This is a genomic window from Photorhabdus sp. S10-54 (assembly GCF_963878145.1).
Classification (GTDB): Bacteria; Pseudomonadota; Gammaproteobacteria; order Enterobacterales; family Enterobacteriaceae; genus Photorhabdus; species Photorhabdus kayaii.
The window spans coordinates 139,100-162,682 of sequence record NZ_CAWNXG010000007.1 but is presented as its reverse complement, the minus strand read 5'-3'; the positions used below and the strand labels follow the sequence as shown (position 1 = coordinate 162,682).

Annotated in this window: 10 protein-coding genes; 5 read left to right on the top strand and 5 right to left on the bottom strand. The window is 41.8% G+C overall.

Annotation, left to right across the window (positions count from 1 at the left end; translation table 11 throughout):
• Positions 1–538 precede the first annotated feature (538 nt).
• From AACQ83_RS05995 to AACQ83_RS05985, 3 genes are read left to right on the top strand one after another with little or no spacing between them, the layout of a single operon-like run.
• Positions 539–4,045, top strand: a complete 3,507-nt coding sequence (locus AACQ83_RS05995) for a non-ribosomal peptide synthetase (RefSeq protein ID WP_112876862.1) — start codon at positions 539–541, stop codon at positions 4,043–4,045.
• Positions 4,042–8,751: a non-ribosomal peptide synthetase gene (locus AACQ83_RS05990; protein ID WP_240000710.1), complete on the top strand. Its 4,710-nt coding sequence runs from the start codon at positions 4,042–4,044 to the stop codon at positions 8,749–8,751. The genes AACQ83_RS05995 and AACQ83_RS05990 overlap by 4 nt, the downstream gene beginning before the upstream one ends.
• Positions 8,748–14,777 carry a non-ribosomal peptide synthetase gene (locus AACQ83_RS05985; protein ID WP_112876861.1) on the top strand — a complete coding sequence of 2,010 codons (6,030 nt, stop codon included), beginning with the start codon at positions 8,748–8,750 and terminating at the stop codon, positions 14,775–14,777. Before AACQ83_RS05990 ends, AACQ83_RS05985 begins: the two co-directional genes overlap by 4 nt.
• A gap of 143 nt (positions 14,778–14,920) precedes the next feature.
• On the opposite strand, the gene hemL is transcribed toward AACQ83_RS05985, so the two are convergent.
• Together hemL and AACQ83_RS05975 are read right to left on the bottom strand one after the other, a co-directional pair.
• Complete coding sequence (hemL, locus tag AACQ83_RS05980) at positions 14,921–16,204, bottom strand: glutamate-1-semialdehyde 2,1-aminomutase (RefSeq protein WP_112876860.1); 1,284 nt, start codon at positions 16,202–16,204, stop codon at positions 14,921–14,923.
• A 50-nt stretch (positions 16,205–16,254) separates the two neighbouring features.
• On the bottom strand, positions 16,255–17,040 hold the full coding sequence (locus AACQ83_RS05975; protein ID WP_112876859.1) for a DUF1460 domain-containing protein: 786 nt from the start codon (positions 17,038–17,040) through the stop codon (positions 16,255–16,257).
• Between the two features lie 341 nt (positions 17,041–17,381).
• Here AACQ83_RS05975 and erpA point away from each other — a divergent pair, with 341 nt between their 5' ends.
• Positions 17,382–17,726 carry an iron-sulfur cluster insertion protein ErpA gene (erpA, locus tag AACQ83_RS05970; protein ID WP_112876871.1) on the top strand — a complete coding sequence of 115 codons (345 nt, stop codon included), beginning with the start codon at positions 17,382–17,384 and terminating at the stop codon, positions 17,724–17,726.
• 86 nt (positions 17,727–17,812) lie between these two features.
• Here erpA and btuF read toward each other — a convergent pair whose 3' ends face one another.
• Together btuF and mtnN are read right to left on the bottom strand one after the other, a co-directional pair.
• Positions 17,813–18,640 (bottom strand): vitamin B12 ABC transporter substrate-binding protein BtuF, encoded by an 828-nt coding sequence (gene btuF, locus AACQ83_RS05965; protein ID WP_112876858.1) that lies wholly within the window; start codon positions 18,638–18,640, stop codon positions 17,813–17,815.
• Between the two features lie 80 nt (positions 18,641–18,720).
• Entirely contained in the window at positions 18,721–19,422 is a 702-nt protein-coding gene (gene mtnN / locus AACQ83_RS05960) for a 5'-methylthioadenosine/S-adenosylhomocysteine nucleosidase (protein WP_112876857.1), read from the bottom strand.
• Positions 19,423–19,549: 127 nt separating this feature from the next.
• Between mtnN and dgt the strand changes: the two genes are divergently transcribed.
• Positions 19,550–21,076: a dGTPase gene (gene dgt, locus AACQ83_RS05955; RefSeq protein WP_112876856.1), complete on the top strand. Its 1,527-nt coding sequence runs from the start codon at positions 19,550–19,552 to the stop codon at positions 21,074–21,076.
• 66 nt (positions 21,077–21,142) lie between these two features.
• On the opposite strand, the gene AACQ83_RS05950 is transcribed toward dgt, so the two are convergent.
• Positions 21,143–23,536: an ATP-binding protein gene (locus AACQ83_RS05950; protein WP_240000709.1), complete on the bottom strand. Its 2,394-nt coding sequence runs from the start codon at positions 23,534–23,536 to the stop codon at positions 21,143–21,145.
• Between the last annotated feature and the right edge of the window lie 47 nt (positions 23,537–23,583).

Below are 23,583 nucleotides of genomic sequence, written 5' to 3'. Positions count from 1 at the left end.
GAAAAGTGATGAAGAAGAATTATTTACTAACCTGAGCATAGAACCTATATGATTACTCCAACTCCTTTCTAGTCATTTGGGGTGATTTTTATCAATAAGCCCTAAAATATCCTATATGAATTTTCATATAATCCAGAACTCTATTCCAAATAAGCTATTGATAGCGTCATCAGATATTATGAGCGATTAATGATGCCATTGTATCTGGTTAGGAAAAAGAGAATATCGGTTATTTTTATGATTAAGATTTTTTAGATATATATTTAGACGAATAACAGGTAAATAGTTAATGAATAAGCTTTATGGATGAAGCTCATTATCTGCTTAAATGGCTGTTAATTTTATGTGATTTTATATTGTTCATCAATTAAAAAATTTTCATATTTTATCGCTGTTTTGATAACAAAATCAAACAACGTTATTAATGATTTTCGATGCCCATATGCTAACATGATTAAAAATTTGTTATTTTATAATTACGGACATAATAAATAATCACATGTGTAAATAATTTGATATTATATTTTCAAGGAGATATATGAAAAATGCAGCGCAAATTGTAAATGAGGCTTTAAATCAAGGAATTACTCTGTTTGTTGCTGATAACCGATTACAATACGAAACTAGCCGTGATAGTATTCCTGCGGAATTGTTTAGTGAATGGAAAAATTATAAACAAGAGTTGATCGACTTCTTGAGCCAGATCGATGCAGAAGAAGAAATTCAAACATATCAATTACAGAATATCCAACGTGATGGCCATGCAGAACATTATCCACTCTCATTTGCTCAACAACGCCTGTGGTTTATCGACCAACTTACCGAAGGTAGCCCCCAATATAATTGTCCTGGATATTTGAGATTACGGGAACAACTGAATTTCAATGCTTTTAAGGCTGCTGTAGAAACGTTGCTTGAGCGCCATGAAGCGTTACGTACCCATATTAAAATTATTGATAATGAGCCACGGCAAGTCATAACACATTCCTATGATTTACCCATTACACTACATGATCTGACTGCATTCTCTGAAACTGAGCAAGAATCTCAAGTCAAAAGATTCAGTAAAGAAGAAGATAACTTGGTTTTTAACCTCAGTACTGATTTGATGTTGCGTATTCGCCTGATAAAGCTGGCTGAAAATGATTATGTGATTATCTATACCATTCACCATATTGCCTGTGATAGTTGGTCAATAGAAATCTTTATCAATGAACTTATCACCTTATATCGTGCGTATAATAAAGGAGAAATAGCCCCATTACCGCCACTTAAAATCCAATATACCGATTATGCTCAATGGCAACGAAATTGGCTGCAAGGTGATATTCTCAAAAAACAATTGGATTATTGGCAAACCCAGTTATCAGGTATTTCTCCACTTCACCGTCTTCCACTGGATAACCCACGACCAGAGAAACAGAGTTTTGAGGGGCATCTTAATGATCAACGTATTTCAAAGGATTTAACACAAGAAATAAGAGCATTATGTCACCAACATGAAGTCACATTATTCATGTTTCTGGAGACAGCCTTTGCCGTATTGTTGAGTCGTTACAGTAATGAAAAAGACATTCTGGTCGGAACACCACTTGCAGGGAGAAGACACCATGATATTGAGCCTTTGATTGGTTTTTTTGTTAACTCTCTGGTGATCAGAACGGATTTATCCGGCCAGTCCACTTTCAGTGAGTTATTAAAGCAGAACAGTCGCACTATCTTGGATGCGTATGCACATCAAGATTTGCCATTTCAAATGCTGGTAGAAAAAATGAGTCCGGGACGAAACTTAAATTATAACCCTATATTCCAAATCGCTTTTACTCTGGAGAATACTCAACGTGATACGATACTGGCGCGGGATAATAATATTGAGTTTGAAGAACGTCTTCTTTTAAAAGTCCGATTTGATTTGGAAATTCATATTTATGAAGAAGAGGAGGGAGGATTATCCCTTTTATGGGTTTATGACAGCAGCTTATTCAAAAATATGACTATTGGAAGATTACTCGCTAATTATGAAACCTTGCTTGCTAATATTGTTAGTGTCATGAAGCCATGTATTGGCTCCGATCTGATACACAGGGAACCTTCTGTCCATGAGATTCCACTATTAGCAGAAGCTGAAATACACACTTTATTACATGAATGGAATGGCCTACAGGATCGTAGCCAGCATGGAGGCTGTTTTCATGAACTGTTTGAGGAGCAAGTTGCCCGATATCGTGAAAGAACAGCAGTTATTTTTGACGGCAATTCATTAAGCTATCAGGAACTAAATAAACAAGCTAACCAACTCGCTCATTACTTGACAGAGCAAAAGATCAAACCAGAAGCATTGGTCGCGCTCTGTATTCCTCGTTCAATACGCGCTGTAGTAGCGCTACTGGGGATTATTAAAGCAGGGGGAGCTTATTTGCCGTTAGATCCCAGCTATCCGAAACCTCGTCTTCAATATATGTTGGAACACAGCGAAGCTGAATTCATTCTGACCGAAACAGATTTGATAGAAAAACTCCCAATCAGCCAGCAGAAAGTCGTCTGTTTGGATACGGAGACAATGCAATCACAATTGCAGCACATGCCTACGGATAATATCGCTGAACGCCCATTCCCAATAACGGAAAATAATCTGGCTTATGTCATTTATACCTCTGGTTCTACGGGTAAACCGAAAGGGGTTATGTTGGAACATAAGGGGTGGGTAAATCTGGCACTTTCACAGGCGGGTTTATTTGGTGTTGATTCATATAGCCGGGGATTGCAGTTCGCTTCTTGGAGTTTTGATGCCATGATCTTAGAAATATCTATGACACTGGCGTATGGAGCAGCACTTTATTTAATTTCAGAAACCCAACAGCATACCCCTGAATATTTGGATGAGTTAGTTGATAAACATCAGATTACCCATGCTGTATTACCACCTGCTTTGCTGCCTTACCTGGACTTTAATAAATGGCGTTCCGTTTCAACCTTACTTTTAGCAGGGGAAGCTGTACCACCACAGAGCGCTGTTCGTTGGTCACAGGGCAGAAAACTGTTCAACGTATATGGCCCGACAGAGTGTACTGCCATTGTGACTTCGGGCTTATTAACTGATGACAAAATTACGATTGGGAAACCATTGCCCAATACCGTTATCCGTATTCTTGATCCATCAGGCAATCTAGTACCTATTGGTGTTGCCGGGGAATTATGTATTGGTGGCATCCAACTGGCGCGCGGGTACTTGAATGCCCCTGAAACAAACGCAACGAAATTTATTACTGATTTAACGGACAAATCCCAATCCCTACGTTTATACCGAACGGGAGATTTAGCCCGTTGGTTGCCTGATGGTAGTGTGGAATTTATTGGCCGGATTGACTCTCAAGTCAAGATTAGAGGATTTAGGATTGAGTTGGAAGAAATCGAAACTGCACTGGTAGGACATGACGCCTTAAGCAGTGCTGCGGTTATTACTTATGGGAACGATAAGAGATTGATTGCCTATGTTTGTCCAACCAAAGATTGGCTGGATAAAAAAGGGCTGAAATTTAATGCCGACAACGCATCTCAGTCTTCCGATATTAAAACTGAACTTTCGGAGCTACTTGAATCAGCACTGAAAAAACAATTACCAGAATATATGGTTCCAAGCCTTTATATTCCGCTGGAGCGAATGCCACTCACGTTAAATAACAAAGTGGACAAAAAAGCGTTGCCTATTCCAAATGAAAATGATTTCCGCCAACAAAGTTATGTTGCGCCAAGAAATGAAGTGGAGAGAAAAATTAGCCAGTTATGGCAAGAAGTGTTGGGCGTTAGCCAAGTCGGCATTTATGACAACTTTTTTGTGCTGGGTGGTCACTCTCTTCAGGCAACCCGCCTTATCAGCTTAATACGCAATGATCTAAACATTGAAATACCGTTGAGCAGTGTCTTTGAGCATCCAACACTTGAGCGATTAGCACGAATCGCCACGATTCATCAGGTTAAAGAAAAAAGAAAGCATTTCCAGGCTGGGCAAGAGACAACACAAGAACTATTGGAAGGTGATATATGAAAAATGCAGCACAAATTATCAATGAAGCTTTAAATCAAGGGATTACTCTGTTTGTTATTGATAACAAACTGAAATATAAAACCAGCCGAGATAGCATTCCTCCGGAACTGCTCAGTGAATGGAAACAACATAAACAAGAATTGATTGATTTCCTGAAGCAAATCGATTCAGAAGAGGATTCGGACACTCACCGACTGCAAGGTATTCCGCGTTATGAGCGTGCGGAACATTACCCACTTTCATTTGCTCAACAGCGTTTGTGGTTAATCGATCAACTTACCGAAGGCAGTCCGCAGTATAACTGCACAGGTGATTTCAGGTTGAGAGAGTCGCTTAATCTCAAAGCTTTTGAGGCGGCTATAGCAACATTGCTTGAACGTCATGAATCGCTGCGTACTTATTTCAAAATTATTGATAATGAGCCCCGGCAGGTTATCGCGACTTCTTATGATTTGCCTATTACAATACATGATCTGTCCACACTTTCAGAATTTGAGCAGGAACAACAGCTTAAACAACTCGGTGAGCAGGAGTGGAAACAAGCTGTTAATCTCAGCACCGACCTGATGCTGCGTATTCGGTTGCTGAAATTAACAGATGATGATTATTTCATTCTCTATACGATTCATCATATCGCCTGTGATGGCTGGTCGTTAGCAATCTTTATCAGTGAGCTGCTGACATTATATCGTGCTTATTGCCGAGGCGAGGGTAATCCTCTGCCGCTATTACAAGTTCAATATACTGATTATGCCCAATGGCAACGGGACTGGCTGCAAGGTGATATTCTGCAAAAACAACTGGATTACTGGCAAAACCAATTATCAGGTATTTCTCCACTTCACCGTTTTCCACTGGATAATCCACGGCCAGAAAAACAAAATTTTGAAGGAAATGTTCATCCACAACGTATTTCAAAAGCTTTGACCCAAGAAATACGAGCACTGTGCGCCAAACATGAAGTGACGTTATTTATGTTTTTGGAAACGGCTTTTGCTGTGTTGTTGAGTCGTTACAGTAGTGAAAAGGATATTTTGGTTGGAATGCCACTTGCAGGGCGAAGACACCGTGACACTGAGTCTTTGATTGGATTTTTCGTCAATTCACTGGTGATCAGAACGGATTTATCCGGTCAGCCTACATTCAGTGAACTATTAAAACAAAATAGTCGTACGATCCTGGATGCTTATGCACATCAAGACCTGCCTTTTGAGATGCTGGTGGAGAAAATCAGTCCAGAACGGAATTTAAATTATAATCCTATTTTCCAAATCATGTTTGCAGTACAGAATAATCAACGGGATACAACTCTGGAGCAGGATAGTATTGTTACATCTAAAGAACGTTCCCTTCTGACCACTCGATTTGATTTGGAAGTCCATATCTATGAAGAAGACCAAGGTGAGTTATCCATTGGATGGATCTCTGACACCAGCCTGTTCAGAAATGCGACCATTAACAGATTAATCGCCAATTACGAAATTTTGCTGACCAATATTGTTGATGTGATGAAGCATCATGTTGGTATCAACGAGCCGTCCGTTCATGACATTCCATTATTGGCGGATGCTGAACGGAATACCTTACTGCATGAATGGAGCGGGCCACAAATTCCTTATCCGACCGGGAAATGTTTCCATGAACTCTTCGAAGAGCGGGTATCACAACACCCTGAAAAAAATGCACTGATTTTGGGCGATGACACCCTGAGCTATCAGTCATTAAATGAGCAAGCTAACCAATTGGCACATTATCTGCTTGAACAAGGGATCATACCGGACACGTTGGTTGCACTTTGCATACCAAGGTCATTGCAAGCTGTTGTGGCATTATTGGGTATTCTTAAAGCGGGTGGCGCTTATGTACCGTTAGACCCCAGTTATCCGAAAGCCCGCCTCCAATATATGTTGGATCACAGTGAAGTCGAATTCATCCTGACCGAAACTCACCTCGTTGAAAAACTGCCAATTAGCCAGCAGAAAGTGATTTGTCTGGATACAGAGATAGTACAGTCTCAGCTACAACAGATGCCTACCGATAATATTACTGAGCGCCCACTTCCGCTCACGGAAAATCATCTGGCTTATGTGATTTATACTTCTGGCTCTACCGGTAAACCGAAAGGGGTGATGCTGGAACATAGAGGGTGGGTTAATCTGGCATTCTCGCAAGCAGATTTATTTGGTATTGACTCACATTGCTGGGGGTTGCAGTTTGCCTCTTGGAGTTTTGACGCCATGATCTTAGAGATGTCTATGACATTGGCCTATGGCGCAACACTGTATTTGATTTCCGAAACCCAACGGCGTTCCCCTGAATTGTTGGATGAGGTCGTTGAAAAACATCAGATAACCCATGCTGTACTACCTCCGGCGCTGCTTCCTCATCTGAATTTTAACAAATGGCGTTCTGTCTCAACTTTGCTTTTGGCGGGTGAAGCAGTACCACCACAGATTGCTGTTCGTTGGTCACAGAATAGAAAACTGTTTAACGTATATGGCCCGACAGAATGTACATCCATTGTCACCACAGCTTTACTAACTGACGAGAAGATTACGATTGGAAAACCTTTGCCTAACGTTGTGATGCGTATTCTTGATCCGGAAGGTAATTTGGCTCCGATAGGCGTTATCGGGGAACTGTATATTGGCGGTGTTCAGTTAGCACGTGGTTACCGAAACTCACCGGAAATCACAGCAAGGCAGTTTATCCGTGATCCATGCAGCTCACACTCAACGGATGGTTGGGAAAACAGGCTTTATCGAACCGGCGATTTAGTACGCTGGACACCGGATGGTCAGTTGGAATTTATCGGCCGTGTTGACTCTCAGGTTAAGATCCGTAGTCACCGCATAGAGTTGGGTGAAATCGAGACAGTCTTGTCCGGGCATGACGCTTTAAGTAGTGCTGTTGTGATCGCTTATGGTCAAGATGAAGATAAAAAACTCATTGCGTATGTCTGCCCAAGTACAGGGTGGTTAGGTGAAAAAGCTGTTGAATTTAACGCAAGCAGCGTTGAGAACTGGACAGAAATTTTTGATGAGCAGTACCGTCAACCCATAACGGATAGTACTCAAAAAGGGAGCGCTCAGAGAGGTGATATAGTCGCATTAGACAGTGATTTCGGTGGCTGGATGAACAGCTATACTGAACAGCCGATTGCCCTTGAGCAAATGGAGGAATGGTTAGCAGGAATCATGCACAGGATTAAAGCCCTGCATCCTCATCGCTTACTGGAAATTGGTTGTGGTACCGGATTATTGTTGTATCGCTATGCTGAATGGTGCGAATCAGTGGTGGCTACCGATATTTCGGCTGAGGTTTTAAATCGGCATCAACATATTCTGCAACAACGTGGCTGGTCACATGTGCAGCTCAGAAGAGGAGATGCACTCAACTTAGGAACCTTGAGTGCTGATGAATTTGATACTGTCGTGATTAACTCTGTTGTCCAATATTTCCCTAATGTTCAATATCTGGAAAAAGTACTTGAACAGTTAATACCGGCGGTTGAAGCGGATGGGAAAATTTTGTTGGGAGATATCCGTAATTTAGATCTATTAACCGCCCATGCTACAGCGATAGAGCAAAGTCATCTTAACGGGCAACGTATTCAGGTAGGGGCGCTGGCGAACCGTATTCAGCGGCGTTTACAACAAGAACCCGAGTTTTTACTCAGTCCAACTTATTTTGCCCAATTGCCTGAGCGTTGCCCTGAAATTGGCCGGGTTGATATTCTGGTTAAACGTGGCATCGGCGACAATGAAATGTTGCGTTATCGTTACGATGTCATATTGCACAAAAGAGGTGAAAATACCAAATCTTGTAATGAATTGTTTTCAAATTGGCATAATTTCGATTCTTTTGAAAGTCTGCGTAATTTGTTACAGATGGGCACGGAGGATATATTGGGTATTTCAGGTATCCCCAATGCCAGAATTAAAGATGACCTCACTTTGGCAGAAGGGCTGCGTCACTGGTCAGCCAATCAGATGATAACGCCACCAGCAAATGTCGGCAGTTTCTCCCCACAGGCATTACAACAGGTTCAGGAATTCGAATCCTTACTGCAATATGCTGAACAATGTGGTTATCAATGCGGCATTACATGGTCACAACAGCAACTTGATTTGCTGGATGTGGTTTTTAGTCGTGGGGAGTTACCACCTGTACAAGCACGTACTGACTATAATCAAACCCATCTAGCTAATTATCCGCAAATTTCGGCCATTAGTGGGGAACTTTCAGAATTACTCGAATCCGTACTGAAACAACAATTGCCAGAATATATGGTTCCAGGTCTTTATATTCCTTTGGAACGAATGCCACTCACATTAAATAACAAAGTGGACAAAAAAGCGTTACCGATCCCAAATGAAGACGATTTACGCCGACAAAACTATGTGGCGCCAAGGAATGAAATAGAAATTAAGATCGGTCAGTTATGGAAGCGGTTATTGAATGTCAGTCAAGTAGGCATCTATGACAATTTCTTCACCTTGGGTGGACATTCACTTCAGGCAACGCGCCTTATTAGTTCAATACGTAACGAATTAGAAATAGAAGTTCCGTTGAGAAGTGTTTTTGAACACCCGACACTTGAGCAGCTATCACAGGTTGTCACTATTCATCTTATCAAAGAAAAAAGAAAACATTTTCAGGCTGGGAAAGAAACAGCACAAGAACTGTTGAAAGGTGATATATGAAAAATGCAGCGCGAATTGTCAATGAGGCTTTAGATCAGGGAATTACTCTGTTCGTTACTGATAACCGTTTACAATACGAGACCAGCCGCAGCAGTATTTCACCCGCTTTGCTCAGTGAATGGAAATGGCATAAACAGGAGTTGATTGATTTTCTGAACCAGCTCGATTCAGAAGAGCAAACTAAAACGCATCACTTTTTGCAAGATATTCAGCGTGATGGCAAAGCAGAACATTATCCGCTTTCATTTGCTCAACAACGACTATGGTTTATTGATCAACTGGATGGAAGCAGTCCCCAGTATAATTGTATGGGGGATTTCAGGCTGCGGGAATCCATTAACATAAAGGCGTTTGAGGCAGTCGTTAAGGCATTACTTGAACGCCATGAAGTCTTGCGTACCCATTTTAAAATCATCAATAACGAACCGCGGCAATTTATTGCCACTGATTATGATTTACCGATTACACATCATGATTTATCTGCGTTACCTGAAACTGAGAAAAACGATCAGGTAAAACAACTCAGTAAGGAAGAAGAGAATCTAATTTTTAACCTTAATACAGATCTGATGTTGCGCATTAGGTTAATAAAATTGGCAGAAAATGATTACCTTATTATTTATACGATACATCATATCGCCTTCGATGGCTGGTCGATGGCAATATTTCTCTATGAATTTTTCACGTTATACAAAGCTTATTGTCAGGGTGAGACAAATCCGCTACCGCCGCTGAAAATTCAATATGCCGATTATGCCCAGTGGCAACAGGGCTGGCTGCAAGGTGATGTGCTGAAAAAACAGCTGACATATTGGCAGAAGCAGTTAGCCGGAATTTCACCAATCCACCGTGTGCCGCTGGATAATCCACGGCCAGAGAAACAAAATATCGAAGGGTGTTTTCATACACAACATATTTCCTCGCGGTTAACCCAAGCAATTAGAGGACTGTGTGCTAAGCATAACGTTACCTTATTCATGTTTCTGGAAACGGCTTTTACTGTATTGCTGAGCCGCTATAGTAATGAGAAAGATATTCTGGTTGGAACAGTAATTGCCGGCAGACAACATCCTGATATTGAACCGCTGATCGGTTTTTTTGTTAATTCATTGGTTATCAGAACAGATTTATCCGGTCAGCCGACGTTCAGTGGATTATTAAAACAAAACAGCCGTACCATTCTGGATGCTTACGAACATCAAGATTTGCCGTTTGAGATGTTGGTAGAAAAGCTCAGTCCGGAACGGAACCCAAACCATAACCCCATCTTCCAAATCATGTTTGCAGTACAGAATAACCAACGTGACACAATACTGGAACAGGATAATATTATTGAATCCGAGGATAATTTACTTAGAACGACTCGGTTTGATTTGGAAATCCATGTTTTTGAAGAAGAACAGACAGGAGAATTATCTATAATATGGGTTTCAAATACGAGTCTGTTCTATAGCAGTACCATTGAAAGATTTATCGCCAATTACGAAACCTTGCTTTCTGGCATTGTTGAGGTGATGACAGATGATTCAGTAAATAAAGAACCCTCCATTCATGAACTCCCATTATTGACAGAAGTTGAAAAGCATACCTTACTGCATGAATTAAATGGGCCACAGAACCATTACCCACAAGGGCGCTGCTTTCATGAGTTGTTTGAAGAACAAGTGGCACTGAATCCTGAAAAAACCGCGCTGGTTTTTGGTGAAGAGGCTTTAAGTTATCAGGCTGTTAATGCTCAGGCCAATCAGTTGGCGTATTACCTGATTGAGCAGGGTATCCAGCCAGATATTCTGGTTGCAATTTGCCTTCCCCGGTCATTGCAAACGGTGATTGCACTGCTGAGCATCCTCAAAGCGGGTGGAGCTTATGTGCCTTTGGATGCCAGTTATCCGCAAGCCCGCCTGCAATACATGTTGGAGCACAGTGGTGCTGAATTTATCCTGACCGAAACACCGCTGGTTGATAAATTGCCTATCAGCCAGCAACGCGTTATCTGTCTGGATGCTGAAACGGTACAGTCACATGTGCAAAACCTGCCCACTGGCAATATCGTTCATCGTTCAGTACCCCTGACAGAAAATCATCTGGCCTATGTCATTTATACCTCTGGTTCTACTGGCCGACCAAAAGGAGCGATGCTGGAGCACAAGGGTTGGGTGAATCTGGTACAAGCACAAGCCACGTTATTTGGTGCGGATGCTGATATTCGCGGGTTGCAGTTTGCTTCCTGGAGCTTCGACGCCGCAGTGTTGGAAATGGCAATGACTTTGGCCTATGGTGCCACATTGTATTTGATTTCAGAAACACACCGCCGTTCGCCTGAATGGTTGGATGAGATGGTTGAAAAACACCACATTACCCACGCTGTACTCCCGCCGGCGCTGTTGCCTCATTTGGATTTTAACAAATGGCGCACAATTTCAACTTTGTTGCTGGCAGGGGAGGCTGTGGTGCCGCATATTGCCGCGCAGTGGTCACAGGGCAGAAAGCTGTTTAACGTTTATGGCCCAACAGAGTGTACTTCGATTGTGACCTCCGCCTTATTAACAGCAGATAAGCGAGTGACGATTGGAAAACCGCTGCCGAATACTGTGATGCGTATCCTGAATTCCGACGGTAATCTGGTGCCTCTTGGGGCTGTCGGGGAACTGCATATCGGTGGCATTCAACTGGCACGTGGTTACCGGAATGCACCGGATATCACGGAAAAACAATTTATCCGAGATCCCTTCAGTACCAACCCGGCAGACCGACTTTACTGTACTGGTGATTTAGTACGCTGGACGCCAGAAGGTGAGTTGGAATTCATTGGCCGCTTGGATTCGCAGGTTAAAATTCGCAGCCATCGTATTGAATTGGGGGAAATCGAATCGGTGCTGGCGGGGCAGGAGATTTTAAGTAATGCTGCCGTGATCGCTGATGGTTATGACAGTGAGGATAGGAAACTCATTGCTTATGTTTGCCCGAGTACGAATTGGCTGCCGGAGAAAGCAGCCGCTTTTAATGCAGATTACCTTGAAAGCTGGACAGAGATCTTTGATGGTCGGTATCGGCGGGAGATAACAAAAAATATTGTCACCGATACTACCGATGAGAGCGATAACAATAGTGATTTTGATGGTTGGATAAATAATTATACCGGACAGCCGATCGCATTGGACCAAATGGAAGAATGGCGGGCGGGTACCATGCAGCGGATTGAATCCCTGCATCCCCGCAGCTTATTGGAAATTGGCTGTGGGGCGGGTTTATTGTTGTATCGCTATGCTGAACGGTGCGAATCAGTATTGGTCACTGATATTTCAGCGGAGGTATTGACACATCACCAGAAAATTTTGCGGCAGCGTGGCTGGTCACACGTGGAGCTAATCAGGGGAGATGCACTGAATTTAGGCACAATCACGCCTGATCAGTTCGATACCGTTGTGATGCATTCCGTTGTCCAATATTTCCCCAATATTCAATATCTGGAAAAAGTCATTACACAGTTATTGCCTGCGGTTAAAACCGGGGGGAAAATTTTACTGGGAGATATCCGTAACTTAGATTTGTTAACTGCACATGTAACAGCCATCGAGAAAAATCGCCTGAATGGGCAACGTATTTCGGTGGGTACGCTGGCAAACCGCATTCAACAGCGTCTACAGAAAGAAAAAGAGTTTTTACTGAGTCCAACCTATTTTGCACAATTGCCGACGCGTTACCCTGAAATTGGAAGAGTTGATATTTTGGTTAAACGTGGTGTTGGCGACAATGAAATGCTGCGCTATCGTTATGAAGTGATATTACATAAATGCGATAAAAATGCGGAGTTATGTTGCAATTTACCCATAACTTGGTGCGATTTTAATTCTATTGAAGATCTTCGTAATGTGTTAGAGATAGGGAAATTCGATACATTTGGTGTCTCAGGTATTCCTAATGCCCGTATCAAAGATGATTTTGATTTAGCGGAAGGGCTACGCCATTGGCCATCTAATCAGATTGTTTTTCCACTAAAAGATGCCGACGGTTTTTCTCCAGAAGCCGCGGAGCAAGTTTTGGCACTCGAATCCTTACTTCAATATGCGGAACAGTGCGGCTACCAGTGTGAACTTACATGGTCACAGCAGCAACCTGATTTACTGGATGTGATTTTCAGCCGAGGTGAATTACCTCAAGTGCAGGCGCGCTCAGATTACAGCCAGACGCATTTAGCTAATTATCCGCAACTTCCTGCTATTAGTGGAGAACTTGCAGAGCTATTGGAATCCGCCTTGAAAAAACAACTACCTGACTATATGGTGCCCAGTCTCTATATCCCATTGGAACGTATTCCACTGAATTTGAACAATAAAGTGGATAAAAAAGCGTTACCTATTCCAGATGAAAATGGCTTACGTCGTCAGGCTTATATTGCACCGAGAGATGAAATCGAAGAAAAACTTTGTCAGTTATGGCAAGAACATCTAAAAATCAATCAAATTGGCATTTATGATAATTTCTTCTCACTCGGTGGTCACTCACTCTTGGCAGTTAAAATAACCGCTTCCATAAGAAATACTTTGGCCAATAATTTCAGTATGCATGAGTTATTTGCAAATCCAACCATTGCTCAGATTGCCAGTGTAATTTGTCACAGTCATAAGCATGAAATATCCGCACCGAAGACAACACACAATATATCTGATCACAATACATTTGATGGAAAAATGCCTATTTCTTATTGTCAGAAAATGTATTGGTATTTTATTCAAGAAGCGCTGTTGGAGGACAGTTTCCACGTACCTATTACTTTACTGATGGAAGGAGAGTTGAATCACAGTGCGTTGGAAAAAAGTTTAAATACCATCTTAGCGCGACATGAAAGTTTGCGTTTTAAGTTTTATAAAGAAAATGGGCAAATTTTCATGCAGCCTGATAATAGTATGAAAATTAATCTTCAAGTTATTGAAGCGTTACCAAGAGGAATCGAGAGAGAACAAATCATTATTGAAATTAATAAGCTCTGGGAAGAGAAATTAAGAACACCTTTTGATGTTTATAATGGCCCGCTAATCAAGACATTCCTACTGCCTGTTTCGGAAACAATCACGGTATTATTTATTGATGTACACCATATTATCTCCGATGGATGGTCTGTCAATATCATTATGAATGAGTTTAAACAGTTATATACGGCTTATTCACAGGAGCAAGAAAACATGTTGCCACCCGTTGCCATGCAATATTCTGGTTATGTTTATGACTTGCAAGAAATCCATGCGACTGAGGCAGCTAAAAAACAAATTAAATTCTGGCAACAACAATTTTCTGATGTTAATCCAGAACGCGATTTTCCTGTTTCTTTCAGAAAACATCTGGCTTCAAAATATCGGTCTCACGCCCGCCATATCAAAATACCAGATTCGCTGGATAAAGCTGTTTTGCAATATTGTGAAACTCAGAAGATCACACCTTATATGTTATTTATGGCTTTGTTCCACACTTGTCTTTTTATGCACTCTGGTGAATCACAACATATTGTTACCTCACCAAAAGCTGACCGAACTCTCATAGAAAGCCATCAAACAATAGGGTTATTCTTGGGTGACTTGATAGTAAAATCAAATATCAGTAAGGAAATGAGCCTACAAGGAATCATTAAGCAGGTTAGTCAGTCTATTCATCGCGCCATAGAGAATTCTAATATCCACATGTCTGTCGTGATTGACGCGGTGGGAGAAAAGGCGAGGGATAATATATTTAACGTTCTGTTTAACTATTTGGATGCACAAAGTTTCTATGATTTTATCGACATGTCTAAAGATGAAAAATTATCACTGCCAAACCTTGATGTGGAAGTGATAGAGACCGAAATAATTCCTTTTGAATCATTTGGGATGAATTTCTTATACATGCCACAAAATATCAGTTGTGAACTCAATTACAATCCGGAACTGTATACAGAAGCAGTTATTGATAGGATGGCTACATATTATGAACGGCTGTTAAATGTCATCGTATCCGGCCAAGAAAAAGAGAGTATCAGTCAGTTTTATGGCTAAATTTTTCTGAGACATAAAGAGATTGGATTCAGGGATGAGGCTAATCGTGACATCTGAATACGAATATGCCGCCGTATATGATGGGAAGGATGGAAAGAATGAGCGCCGTAAGAATACGGCGCTATTATTTGAAAAAAAAGAAATTATTTTAGCTTGGCAAAGCAGCGAGCGGCAGCATCAACAGTACGCTGAATATCTTCATCAGTATGAGCAATAGACATAAAACCCGCTTCAAATGCAGAAGGCGCTAAATAAACCCCTTCATCAAGCATCAGGTGGAAGAAATGTTTAAAACGCTCAATATCGCAATTCATCACATCCTGATAGCAAGTGACGGTTTCTGCATCAGTAAAGAAAATGCCAAACATCCCGCCGACATGATTAACCACCAGAGGAATACCGGCAGCTTTTGCTGCTTTCATCAGGCCAGCAGCCAGATTATCTGTTAGCTCAGTCAGGCGTTGATGTACACCGGGTTGAGAAACTTCTTTCAGGCAAGCAAGGCCGGCGGCCATTGCAATCGGATTGCCGGATAAGGTTCCTGCCTGATAAACAGGGCCAATGGGAGCTAATTTCTCCATCACTTCATAACGCCCGCCGAAAGCGCCAACGGGCATACCGCCACCAATGATTTTGCCAAGGCAAGTTATATCGGGTTCGACATCGTAATAAGATTGTGCGCCGGATAGAGCGACGCGGAAACCGGTCATCACTTCATCGATGATCAACAGAGCACCGAATTCATCACACAGTGCGCGCAGACCGGGTAGGAATTCAGGTAGTGGCGGTACGCAGTTCATATTACCGGCAACCGGTTCAACAATAATACAGGCGACCTCTTGCGGATATTGTTCAAACGCTTCCCTAACTGAACTTAGGTCGTTGTAAATACAGGTCAGCGTATGTTTGACGAAATCAACCGGAACCCCCGGTGAATTTGGTTGGCCGATAGTCAACGCGCCAGAACCGGCTTTCACCAGCAAGCAATCAGCATGGCCGTGATAGCAACCTTCGAATTTGATGATCTTATCGCGATGGGTATAGCCACGGGCCAGACGGATAGCACTCATGGTCGCCTCTGTGCCTGAGTTAACCATGCGCACCATATCCATTGATGGCACCAGTTCAGTCACCAACTGTGCCATTTCCACTTCCGTGGCGGTGGGGGCGCCAAAACTTAATCCTTGCTCTGCGGCTTTGATAACGGCATTACGGATAGTGCTGTGGTTATGTCCCAGTACCATTGGCCCCCAGGAACCGACATAATCGATATAGGCTTTACCATCAACATCATAGAGATAAGCGCCATCAGCATGTTTGATAAACAACGGAGTACCGCCAACACCATTAAATGCACGTACCGGAGAGTTGACGCCGCCGGGAATAAGTTGCTTTGCCTGAGAATAGAGGATGTCGGATTGGCTCATGAAAGGCTCCTGAATCTATTTTTAAGTGGGGTTGTCGTTTGCCCCTCGGATTATAAGGCTCTTAGAACGATAATTCCGGGTTTATTCTTTACGTAATCAAGAAATGGAGAATCGACAACTTTTTTATTCGCAGCAAGTGAGGATGCATTCCTCAGCATTGGGCCATGATCTGTCATAATAAAAATCCCTGTATGTGTGACATCCAATCCGGCAAGATGGGTATATATTCCTATATAATCGCCCGTTTTTAGATTCTTAATAACGGCATCGTTGACTTTATCGCCTGGAATATATTTAATCTCTCTTTTGGTAACACCCAGTCCGGGGATATATTCGCTACCATCAGCCTTTTTATTCAGGCTTTTTGTGATTTTTATGTAAGAAGAACTTATTTCATCCGTTACATCTTTGGCATTTAATTTTTCTCTGATTGACCAATCTGTAAAGAAGTGTTTTCTTTGTAAAAAGCTAATCTTTCCGTCGATATATCTTGTCTGGATGAGATTTTTTACAAAATCACTTTGGTCGTTGGATTTTCTTAGCGATTCTACATAATCAAGGAAAGTAAAACAGTCTAGTCCGTTGAGGTCTATAACTAATTTTTCAGGTTCAGTAGGGGAGCCAATAAGTTTGTTGGCGGCATAAGGTGTGCCCAGTAATTGATAAGAGACGTTTTTTATTATTTCTCCGGGATTATCTTTGTTTCCCGGTTTTACTTGGTTTTCTATAATTTCATTAATTTTTTTCGAGGTATAGCTGTCAATATCGGCTTGTTTGCTATGAGCGGCACAACCTGTCAAGGTGACAGCAAGCATCAGTGGCAACATTTTTCGCATAGGAACTCCATATGGTTACTTTGAAAAATATTCAATAAAGTAACTAATCATGATGATAAATCAATATTTTTTCTTTCTTAATTGTTAATTGATTGACGGAGGGTTTAACTACACGTGACGGTTTACTGCTCTTTGAAGCTATCGTAAAAAGCCAGCGTTTGTCGCTAAGGTAGCCGCGATGGTAAACAAATGTGTGATAATTTTTTAGCGGTTAGTGTGTTGTCAAAATGACAATACTTGAACGAACTAATCAGGTATTGGATAATTCGAGTTATTAATGATCGGCAAATTTTTGTTGTCTTCTGAATATTTTTGCCGAGTTCCAGTCTGGAGTAAAAATGATGAGCGATGATATCGTATTACCTTTGCAGTTTACGGATGCCGCAGCTAACAAAGTGAAAATTTTGGTTTCGGATGAAGAAAACCCAAACTTGCGTTTACGGGTTTATATCACCGGTGGTGGATGCAGTGGCTTTCAGTATGGTTTTACCTTTGATGATCAAATGAATGAAGGTGATATGACCATTGAGAAACAAGGTGTGGAGTTGGTTGTTGATCCGATGAGCCTACAGTATTTGGTTGGCGGTTGTGTTGATTATACCGAAGGTCTGGAAGGTTCACGTTTTATCGTCACGAACCCTAATGCTAAGACAACTTGTGGTTGTGGTTCTTCTTTCAGTATCTGATTCCAGGCGATTTCCCGTAATGGGTCTGAATATTATGACCCATTTTCGGGAGTCCTCTTGCAATCCTATTAAACGATTTTGCTTTATCAATAATCTTTGTCATTCAATTGCTGGCATAGCTGTTCGGCTGCCAGAATGATGCGTGGCCCTGCGCGATGGAACCAATCTTCATGTAATGTAATCACTTTGGCATGCAATTGTGGATGCCAGAAATTTTCAATTAGTTTGACTTGTTCCTGTCCACCACTGATAACAATTATCTCAGGTTTCCTCGTGAGTATTTGTTCACGACTGACTTGGGGCCAGGGGACGGGGCTGTTGGCAAAAATATTTTTGCCGCCACAGATTGAAAGCACTTCACTTTGCAATGTATGGCCGGAAGCGGTAAACAGAGGATAAGTGCCGAATTGTAAAAAGGCCGGTTTGGGAGTTGTAGTGGCATATTTTTGTTGCAAATTGGCAAATCGTTGACGAAGTTCAGTCGCGGATTTTTTTGCTTGTTCTGGGTGAGGACTATATTCAGCGAGTCGTTCTAAATCCTGCGCTATCTGTTCGGTGGTTATGGGATCGGAATAAAAGATTTTAATGCCAAAAGCAGCAAGTTGTTCCAGTGGACGTTGGGGATTACCGCCACGCCATGCCAGAATCAGCTCAGGTTTAAGGGTAATAATGCGTTCCAGATTGATGCCTTGCCAGTTAGCTACTTGCTCAAGTTTACGGGCCTGAGGGGGATAATCAGAATACGCGCTGGCTGCGATCAGATTGTCACCTAGCCCGGCGGCATAGGCTAATTCTGTGGTTGACGGAGATAAACTGATTACCCGTAAGGGAGCTGCATACAGAGAATGGCTGAAACTACTGAGAAACAGTAAAAGCGATAATCCAATTGAACCCGTGCTTTTTATCCATTTCATTGAAGGGTGCTCTTTAAAACATTAAATATGTCGCCCGCAAACACGCCCGAAAATATTCATCAGGGCGTGTCAGTAATATATTATTTGTCTTTATTCAGAGTTGTCAGCATTGCGTTGACCATTAATGTAGATTGGCGAGCTGCCACGGCAAGAAATTCATCAAAGCTGATATGAGATTCTTTATCCGCCACATCAGAGATAGCACGTACCACTACAAATGGGGTGTTGTATTGATGGCAGACATGCCCTATTGCTGCCGCTTCCATTTCTACCGCCGTCACTTGTGGGAAAGTTTCCCGGATACGCGCTAGTGGTTCCGCACCATTAATAAATGCATCACCACTGCAAATCAGCCCACGTACTGCGTTCAGATTTAGTGAATGAATACATTTTTCTGCCAGATCAATTAGCTGGTCATCCGCCACGAAAGCTGGGGGGCATTGTGCCATCTGGCCGGGCTCATAACCAAAAGCGGTAACATCAGCATCATGATAGCGAACTTCGCGGGATATCACGATATCACCGATTTGCAGTTTTGGATCAAGGCCACCCGCTGATCCGGTGTTAATAATTACATCAGGCTGACAATGTTCAAGCAGTAAAGTTGTACCAATTGCAGCAGAAACTTTACCAATACCTGATTTTAACAGTGCGATCTCCACGCCGTTGAGTTTACCGGTATAGATTTCGCAGCCACCTCGTGACAATGTTTGGCGATCTTCAATTTGATCACGCAGTAACGTCACTTCTTGCTCCATAGCACCTATCACGCCTACTTTCATGATGTCATACTCGCTGTTGATTAATTAATCATATAAAATCATTCCGTGTTTGAGTTTAACATCTAATACGGAACAATCAGATAATCTGTAGTGTAAAACTGTGCTATCTCACAAGTCGGGGGGATAAATGTCCGGGATAGACTTTAGTCAGAAGCTTAACTATCAGCGTAAATACCGTCAGTATCATATTGATCCTAATGATGAAGAGCAGGTTATTCGCCAGTTTGAAAGCGATCGTGGGCGGATTATGAATTCAGCGGCTATTCGTCGTTTACAGCAAAAAACACAGGTTTTTCCGCTGGAAAATAATGCCGCTGTCCGCAGTCGCTTAACGCATTCATTGGAAGTGCAACAGGTTGGGCGCTATATTTCGAAAACGATTATTAATGAATTGAAAACGCGTAATTTGCTGGCTGATTACGGGTTGGATAAACGGCTATTATCATTTGAAAGTTTGATTGAAATGGCTTGTTTAATGCATGATATTGGTAATCCACCATTTGGTCATTTTGGTGAAGCGGCAATTAAAGATTGGTTTGCCAAAAAGCTCGATCTTAATTTTTCCTTGGAAAATATTAAGCGAGAAGATCGATGCGAAATCTTCGAATTGCGTTTATGTGGTGATGTGAAAAAAGATCTCTTTCGTCGCCAGTTGCGTAAAGATTTATGTCAGTTTGAAGGGAATGCTCAGGCTATCCGTATGGTGCATAGCTTATTAAAACTCAATCTGACTTATGCCCAGGTTGGTTGTATTCTAAAATATACTTGCCCTGCTTTTCGTCTTGAAGAAACACCAAATCAATTTAATTATTTGATGAAAAAGCCAGGTTTTTATTGGTCGGAGGAGCATTTTGTTCGCGAATTACGTCGTGAGCTTAAAATGGGTGAGTTCTGTCGCTTCCCACTGACTTATATTATGGAAGCAGCAGATGATATCTCTTATTGCATTGCTGATTTGGATGATGCTGTTGAAAAAACGATTTTCAGCGTCGATACACTGATGGGATATTTGGAACAGGAGTGGCAAGAAAATGGCGGTCATCGGGCCGGGGATCTATTCGACTTAACGGTCAGAAAGGCGTACAAGGGAACTCACGGTAACGAATTACGTCGAAGCCAGCAGGATCAATTTTTTATGTATTTGCGGGTTTATATTACCGGTAAACTTGTGCCTTACACGGCTCGTCGTTTTATTGATCATCTGCCGGCTATTTTTGAGGGCTCGTTTAATCAAGCTCTACTTGAAGATAGCAGTGAAGAGCATCGATTACTTAAGACGTTGAAGAGTATTGCTTGTAAGAGAGTGTTTAATCATCCAGAAATTGAAGAATTGGAGTTACAGGGATACCGAGTTATTAATGGGTTATTGGATTTTTATTATCCGTTATTAAAGATATCCCGTCAGGATTTTGTGGAACTGAACCAGAACAATTTCCACAAGGATTATTTTATGGAAACTCGATTGCTACACAAACTTTCTACCAAACATCGTCTGGCTTATGGTGAAGCCGTGGAGAAAATTGTTGCCACTGATGAATCTGAAAAAGACCTGATGGAATTCTATTATCGTGCCCGTCTTATTCAGGATTACATCAGTGGCATGACAGATAATTATGCTTATGAAGAGTATCGTAAGTTTATTGTGTGCAATTGATATACCCGTTATCTTTCAAGTTGCCTCTTTGTTGGCTGCGCTCGCTCACCCCGGTCACATAGTTATCTATGCTCCCGGGGATTCGCTCCTTTGCCGTCGCGATGCATCTTGAAATCCATAGGGTATATTCTCGCCGCGACTCAATATTTTTTTTGCGGCGGTAAGGACATGATCAATTTCATCTGTCAGTTCCAACAATTCAGGTTCTATATCGGTTAATTGAACGCCTTGTTGTAATTGTTGTTCAATTAATTGGCAGAGAGCTTTAAGTTGTGGCACGCCGCTATAACAGCAGCTACCGTGTAGTTTATGGATCTGTTGCTGATAATCTTCCGCTGTTTCCCCTGACAAAACTTTTTCTGTGATTGTTTTAATCGTTGGCAGTAAATCTGCCAACATTTGCAACATATCTATAGCCAACTGTTCTTTTCCTATTGCCTGTTGTAATGCTAATGGCCAGTTAATATGTTGTGATTTTGGCGTTTTGACATAGCGACTTAACACTGCTCTCAGACGATCTTCATCGAGAGGTTTGGTCAGGAAATCCTCAAATGGAGATTGGTCTGTATCGCTCTTTGGTCGGCAAGTATAGGCTGTAACCGCAATGATCGGTGTACTGCGGTGTTGCGGTAGCTGGTGGATGTGGTCAGAAGTACAGATGCCATCCATACCTGGCATATGAATATCCATCAGAATGACATCAAAATGGTGAGAAGTTGCTGACTGCAAAGCTTCTTCTCCATTGTTACATAGCACTGTTTTTTCTACGGTTTCTTCCAGTAATGAACCTATTAGTTTGAGGTTGGCTGGATTATCGTCGACGGCCATGACGGTCATCGGTAAACGTGGGGGATGGACAAGCGTCTTTTGTGGTGCAACTGAGCCGGTTAGAATGAAATCGTCTTTTCCTAGCCATAAATCAAAACGGAAAACAGAACCTTTTTCTGGCTCGCTGGTAAAACTAATATTTCCGCCCATTTCTCGGATCAGTTTCCTTGTAATGACCAGACCGAGGCCGGTACCGCCATAACGGCGAGAAATACTGGCATCTGCTTGGTGAAAAGCCTGAAATAGATGAGGTTGCTGCTCAGGGCTGATACCGATGCCTGTATCGCTGACAATAATCTCTAAATTGATTTTATGGTGTTGCTGTTGTAGCAGATTGATCTTTATCTCCACAGAACCTTGGTCCGTGAATTTAATTGCATTACCGATGATATTGGTGAGTATTTGCTGGAGGCGCATAGGGTCACCTACAACCAGATTCGGTATTTGGGGATCAATATGGTGAGTTAGCTGAATATTCTTACTTTTGGCGCTGAGTGTCAGTAACACCATGATCTCATCAATCATATCCTGTAAAAGGAATGGAACGTTTTCCAATACCAATTTATCCGCTTCAAGCCGCGAAAAATCCAATATATCATTGATAATATTCAGTAGATGATTAGCGGAGCGCTCGATAATATACAGATATTCAGTTTGCTGTATTGTTAAAGGTGTTTTCAGTGTTTGGCGGGTAAAGCCAATTACGCCATTGAGTGGAGTACGTAATTCATGAGACATATTTGCCAGAAATTCCGTTTTTATTCTGGCCGCTTCCTGCGCGCGTTTTTTCGCTATTGCCAGCTCAACGTTCTGAATTTCGAATTGCTCCATTGTTTCCCGTAGATCCGATGTTGCTTGATCGATATCGTTTTGCATCTCTTCTTTATAGCTGGAGAGCGATTTGGCCATTGCATTGATGCCATTTTTCAGCGTATCTAATTCACCAAAATATTTCCCACTGACACGGCTGTTTAATTGTCCTTGGCGAATTCTATCGACAGTACTGACCATATCGCTGATAGGCTTTGTGATCTTACGAACCAAATGGTAGGCAAACAGTGATGCCCAACCAAGGCAAATCAGTAATAGTAATATAAAAATAACGATTTCTTTATATTGCTGTAAGTGAGCTGATCGTAAATCAAGATCAATAGCGATATAACCAATCGGATGTAAAGATGGGACATCAGAATTCTGATGATTCTGAGACAGATGGTGTTCTGAAATAATGGGCATACGTAGAATAATACTGTTTTTAACCTCCATTTTTGTCAAGGTGGTTGGCAGAGGCATATCTGGCGAGATCTGTAGTTGAGCTGAATTGTATTTATAGTTTGAGATATCAAATAGCTGATTATCATCGTTAAAAATGGCAATCGCCCGAACTATCTCAGAATTTCTGCGGTGAAGCCGGGTTATCAGTGAATTGACACGTTCACGGTTATGCAGATTGATGCCGATTTCACTGGCGATAGAAAGGGGTTCAATAATACTGATCCCGGATCGAACAATTTGGTTTTTCAGTTCACGATAGTGATAACAGAGGAATGAGATACTGAAAAACATGCCAACCAGTAAAATTGGAACTAGGATCAGGCTCATCATGCGGATGCGTAAGCTATATTTGGTCATAATCGTCCATTATGGGAAAATAAGAACTTAATAATTCATAGTCCGTA

Excerpts from the sequence above, each read along its gene's own strand:
- hemL (WP_112876860.1), bottom strand. The coding sequence starts at position 16,204 with ATGAGCCAATCCGACATCCTCTATTCTCAGGCAAAGCAACTTATTCCC.
- btuF (WP_112876858.1), bottom strand. The coding sequence starts at position 18,640 with ATGAAATGGATAAAAAGCACGGGTTCAATTGGATTATCGCTTTTACTG.
- AACQ83_RS05975 (WP_112876859.1), bottom strand. The coding sequence starts at position 17,040 with ATGCGAAAAATGTTGCCACTGATGCTTGCTGTCACCTTGACAGGTTGT.
- mtnN (WP_112876857.1), bottom strand. The coding sequence starts at position 19,422 with ATGAAAGTAGGCGTGATAGGTGCTATGGAGCAAGAAGTGACGTTACTG.
- dgt (WP_112876856.1), top strand. The coding sequence starts at position 19,550 with ATGTCCGGGATAGACTTTAGTCAGAAGCTTAACTATCAGCGTAAATAC.
- erpA (WP_112876871.1), top strand. The coding sequence starts at position 17,382 with ATGAGCGATGATATCGTATTACCTTTGCAGTTTACGGATGCCGCAGCT.
- AACQ83_RS05990 (WP_240000710.1), top strand. The coding sequence starts at position 4,042 with ATGAAAAATGCAGCACAAATTATCAATGAAGCTTTAAATCAAGGGATT.
- AACQ83_RS05995 (WP_112876862.1), top strand. The coding sequence starts at position 539 with ATGAAAAATGCAGCGCAAATTGTAAATGAGGCTTTAAATCAAGGAATT.
- AACQ83_RS05985 (WP_112876861.1), top strand. The coding sequence starts at position 8,748 with ATGAAAAATGCAGCGCGAATTGTCAATGAGGCTTTAGATCAGGGAATT.
- AACQ83_RS05950 (WP_240000709.1), bottom strand. The coding sequence starts at position 23,536 with ATGACCAAATATAGCTTACGCATCCGCATGATGAGCCTGATCCTAGTT.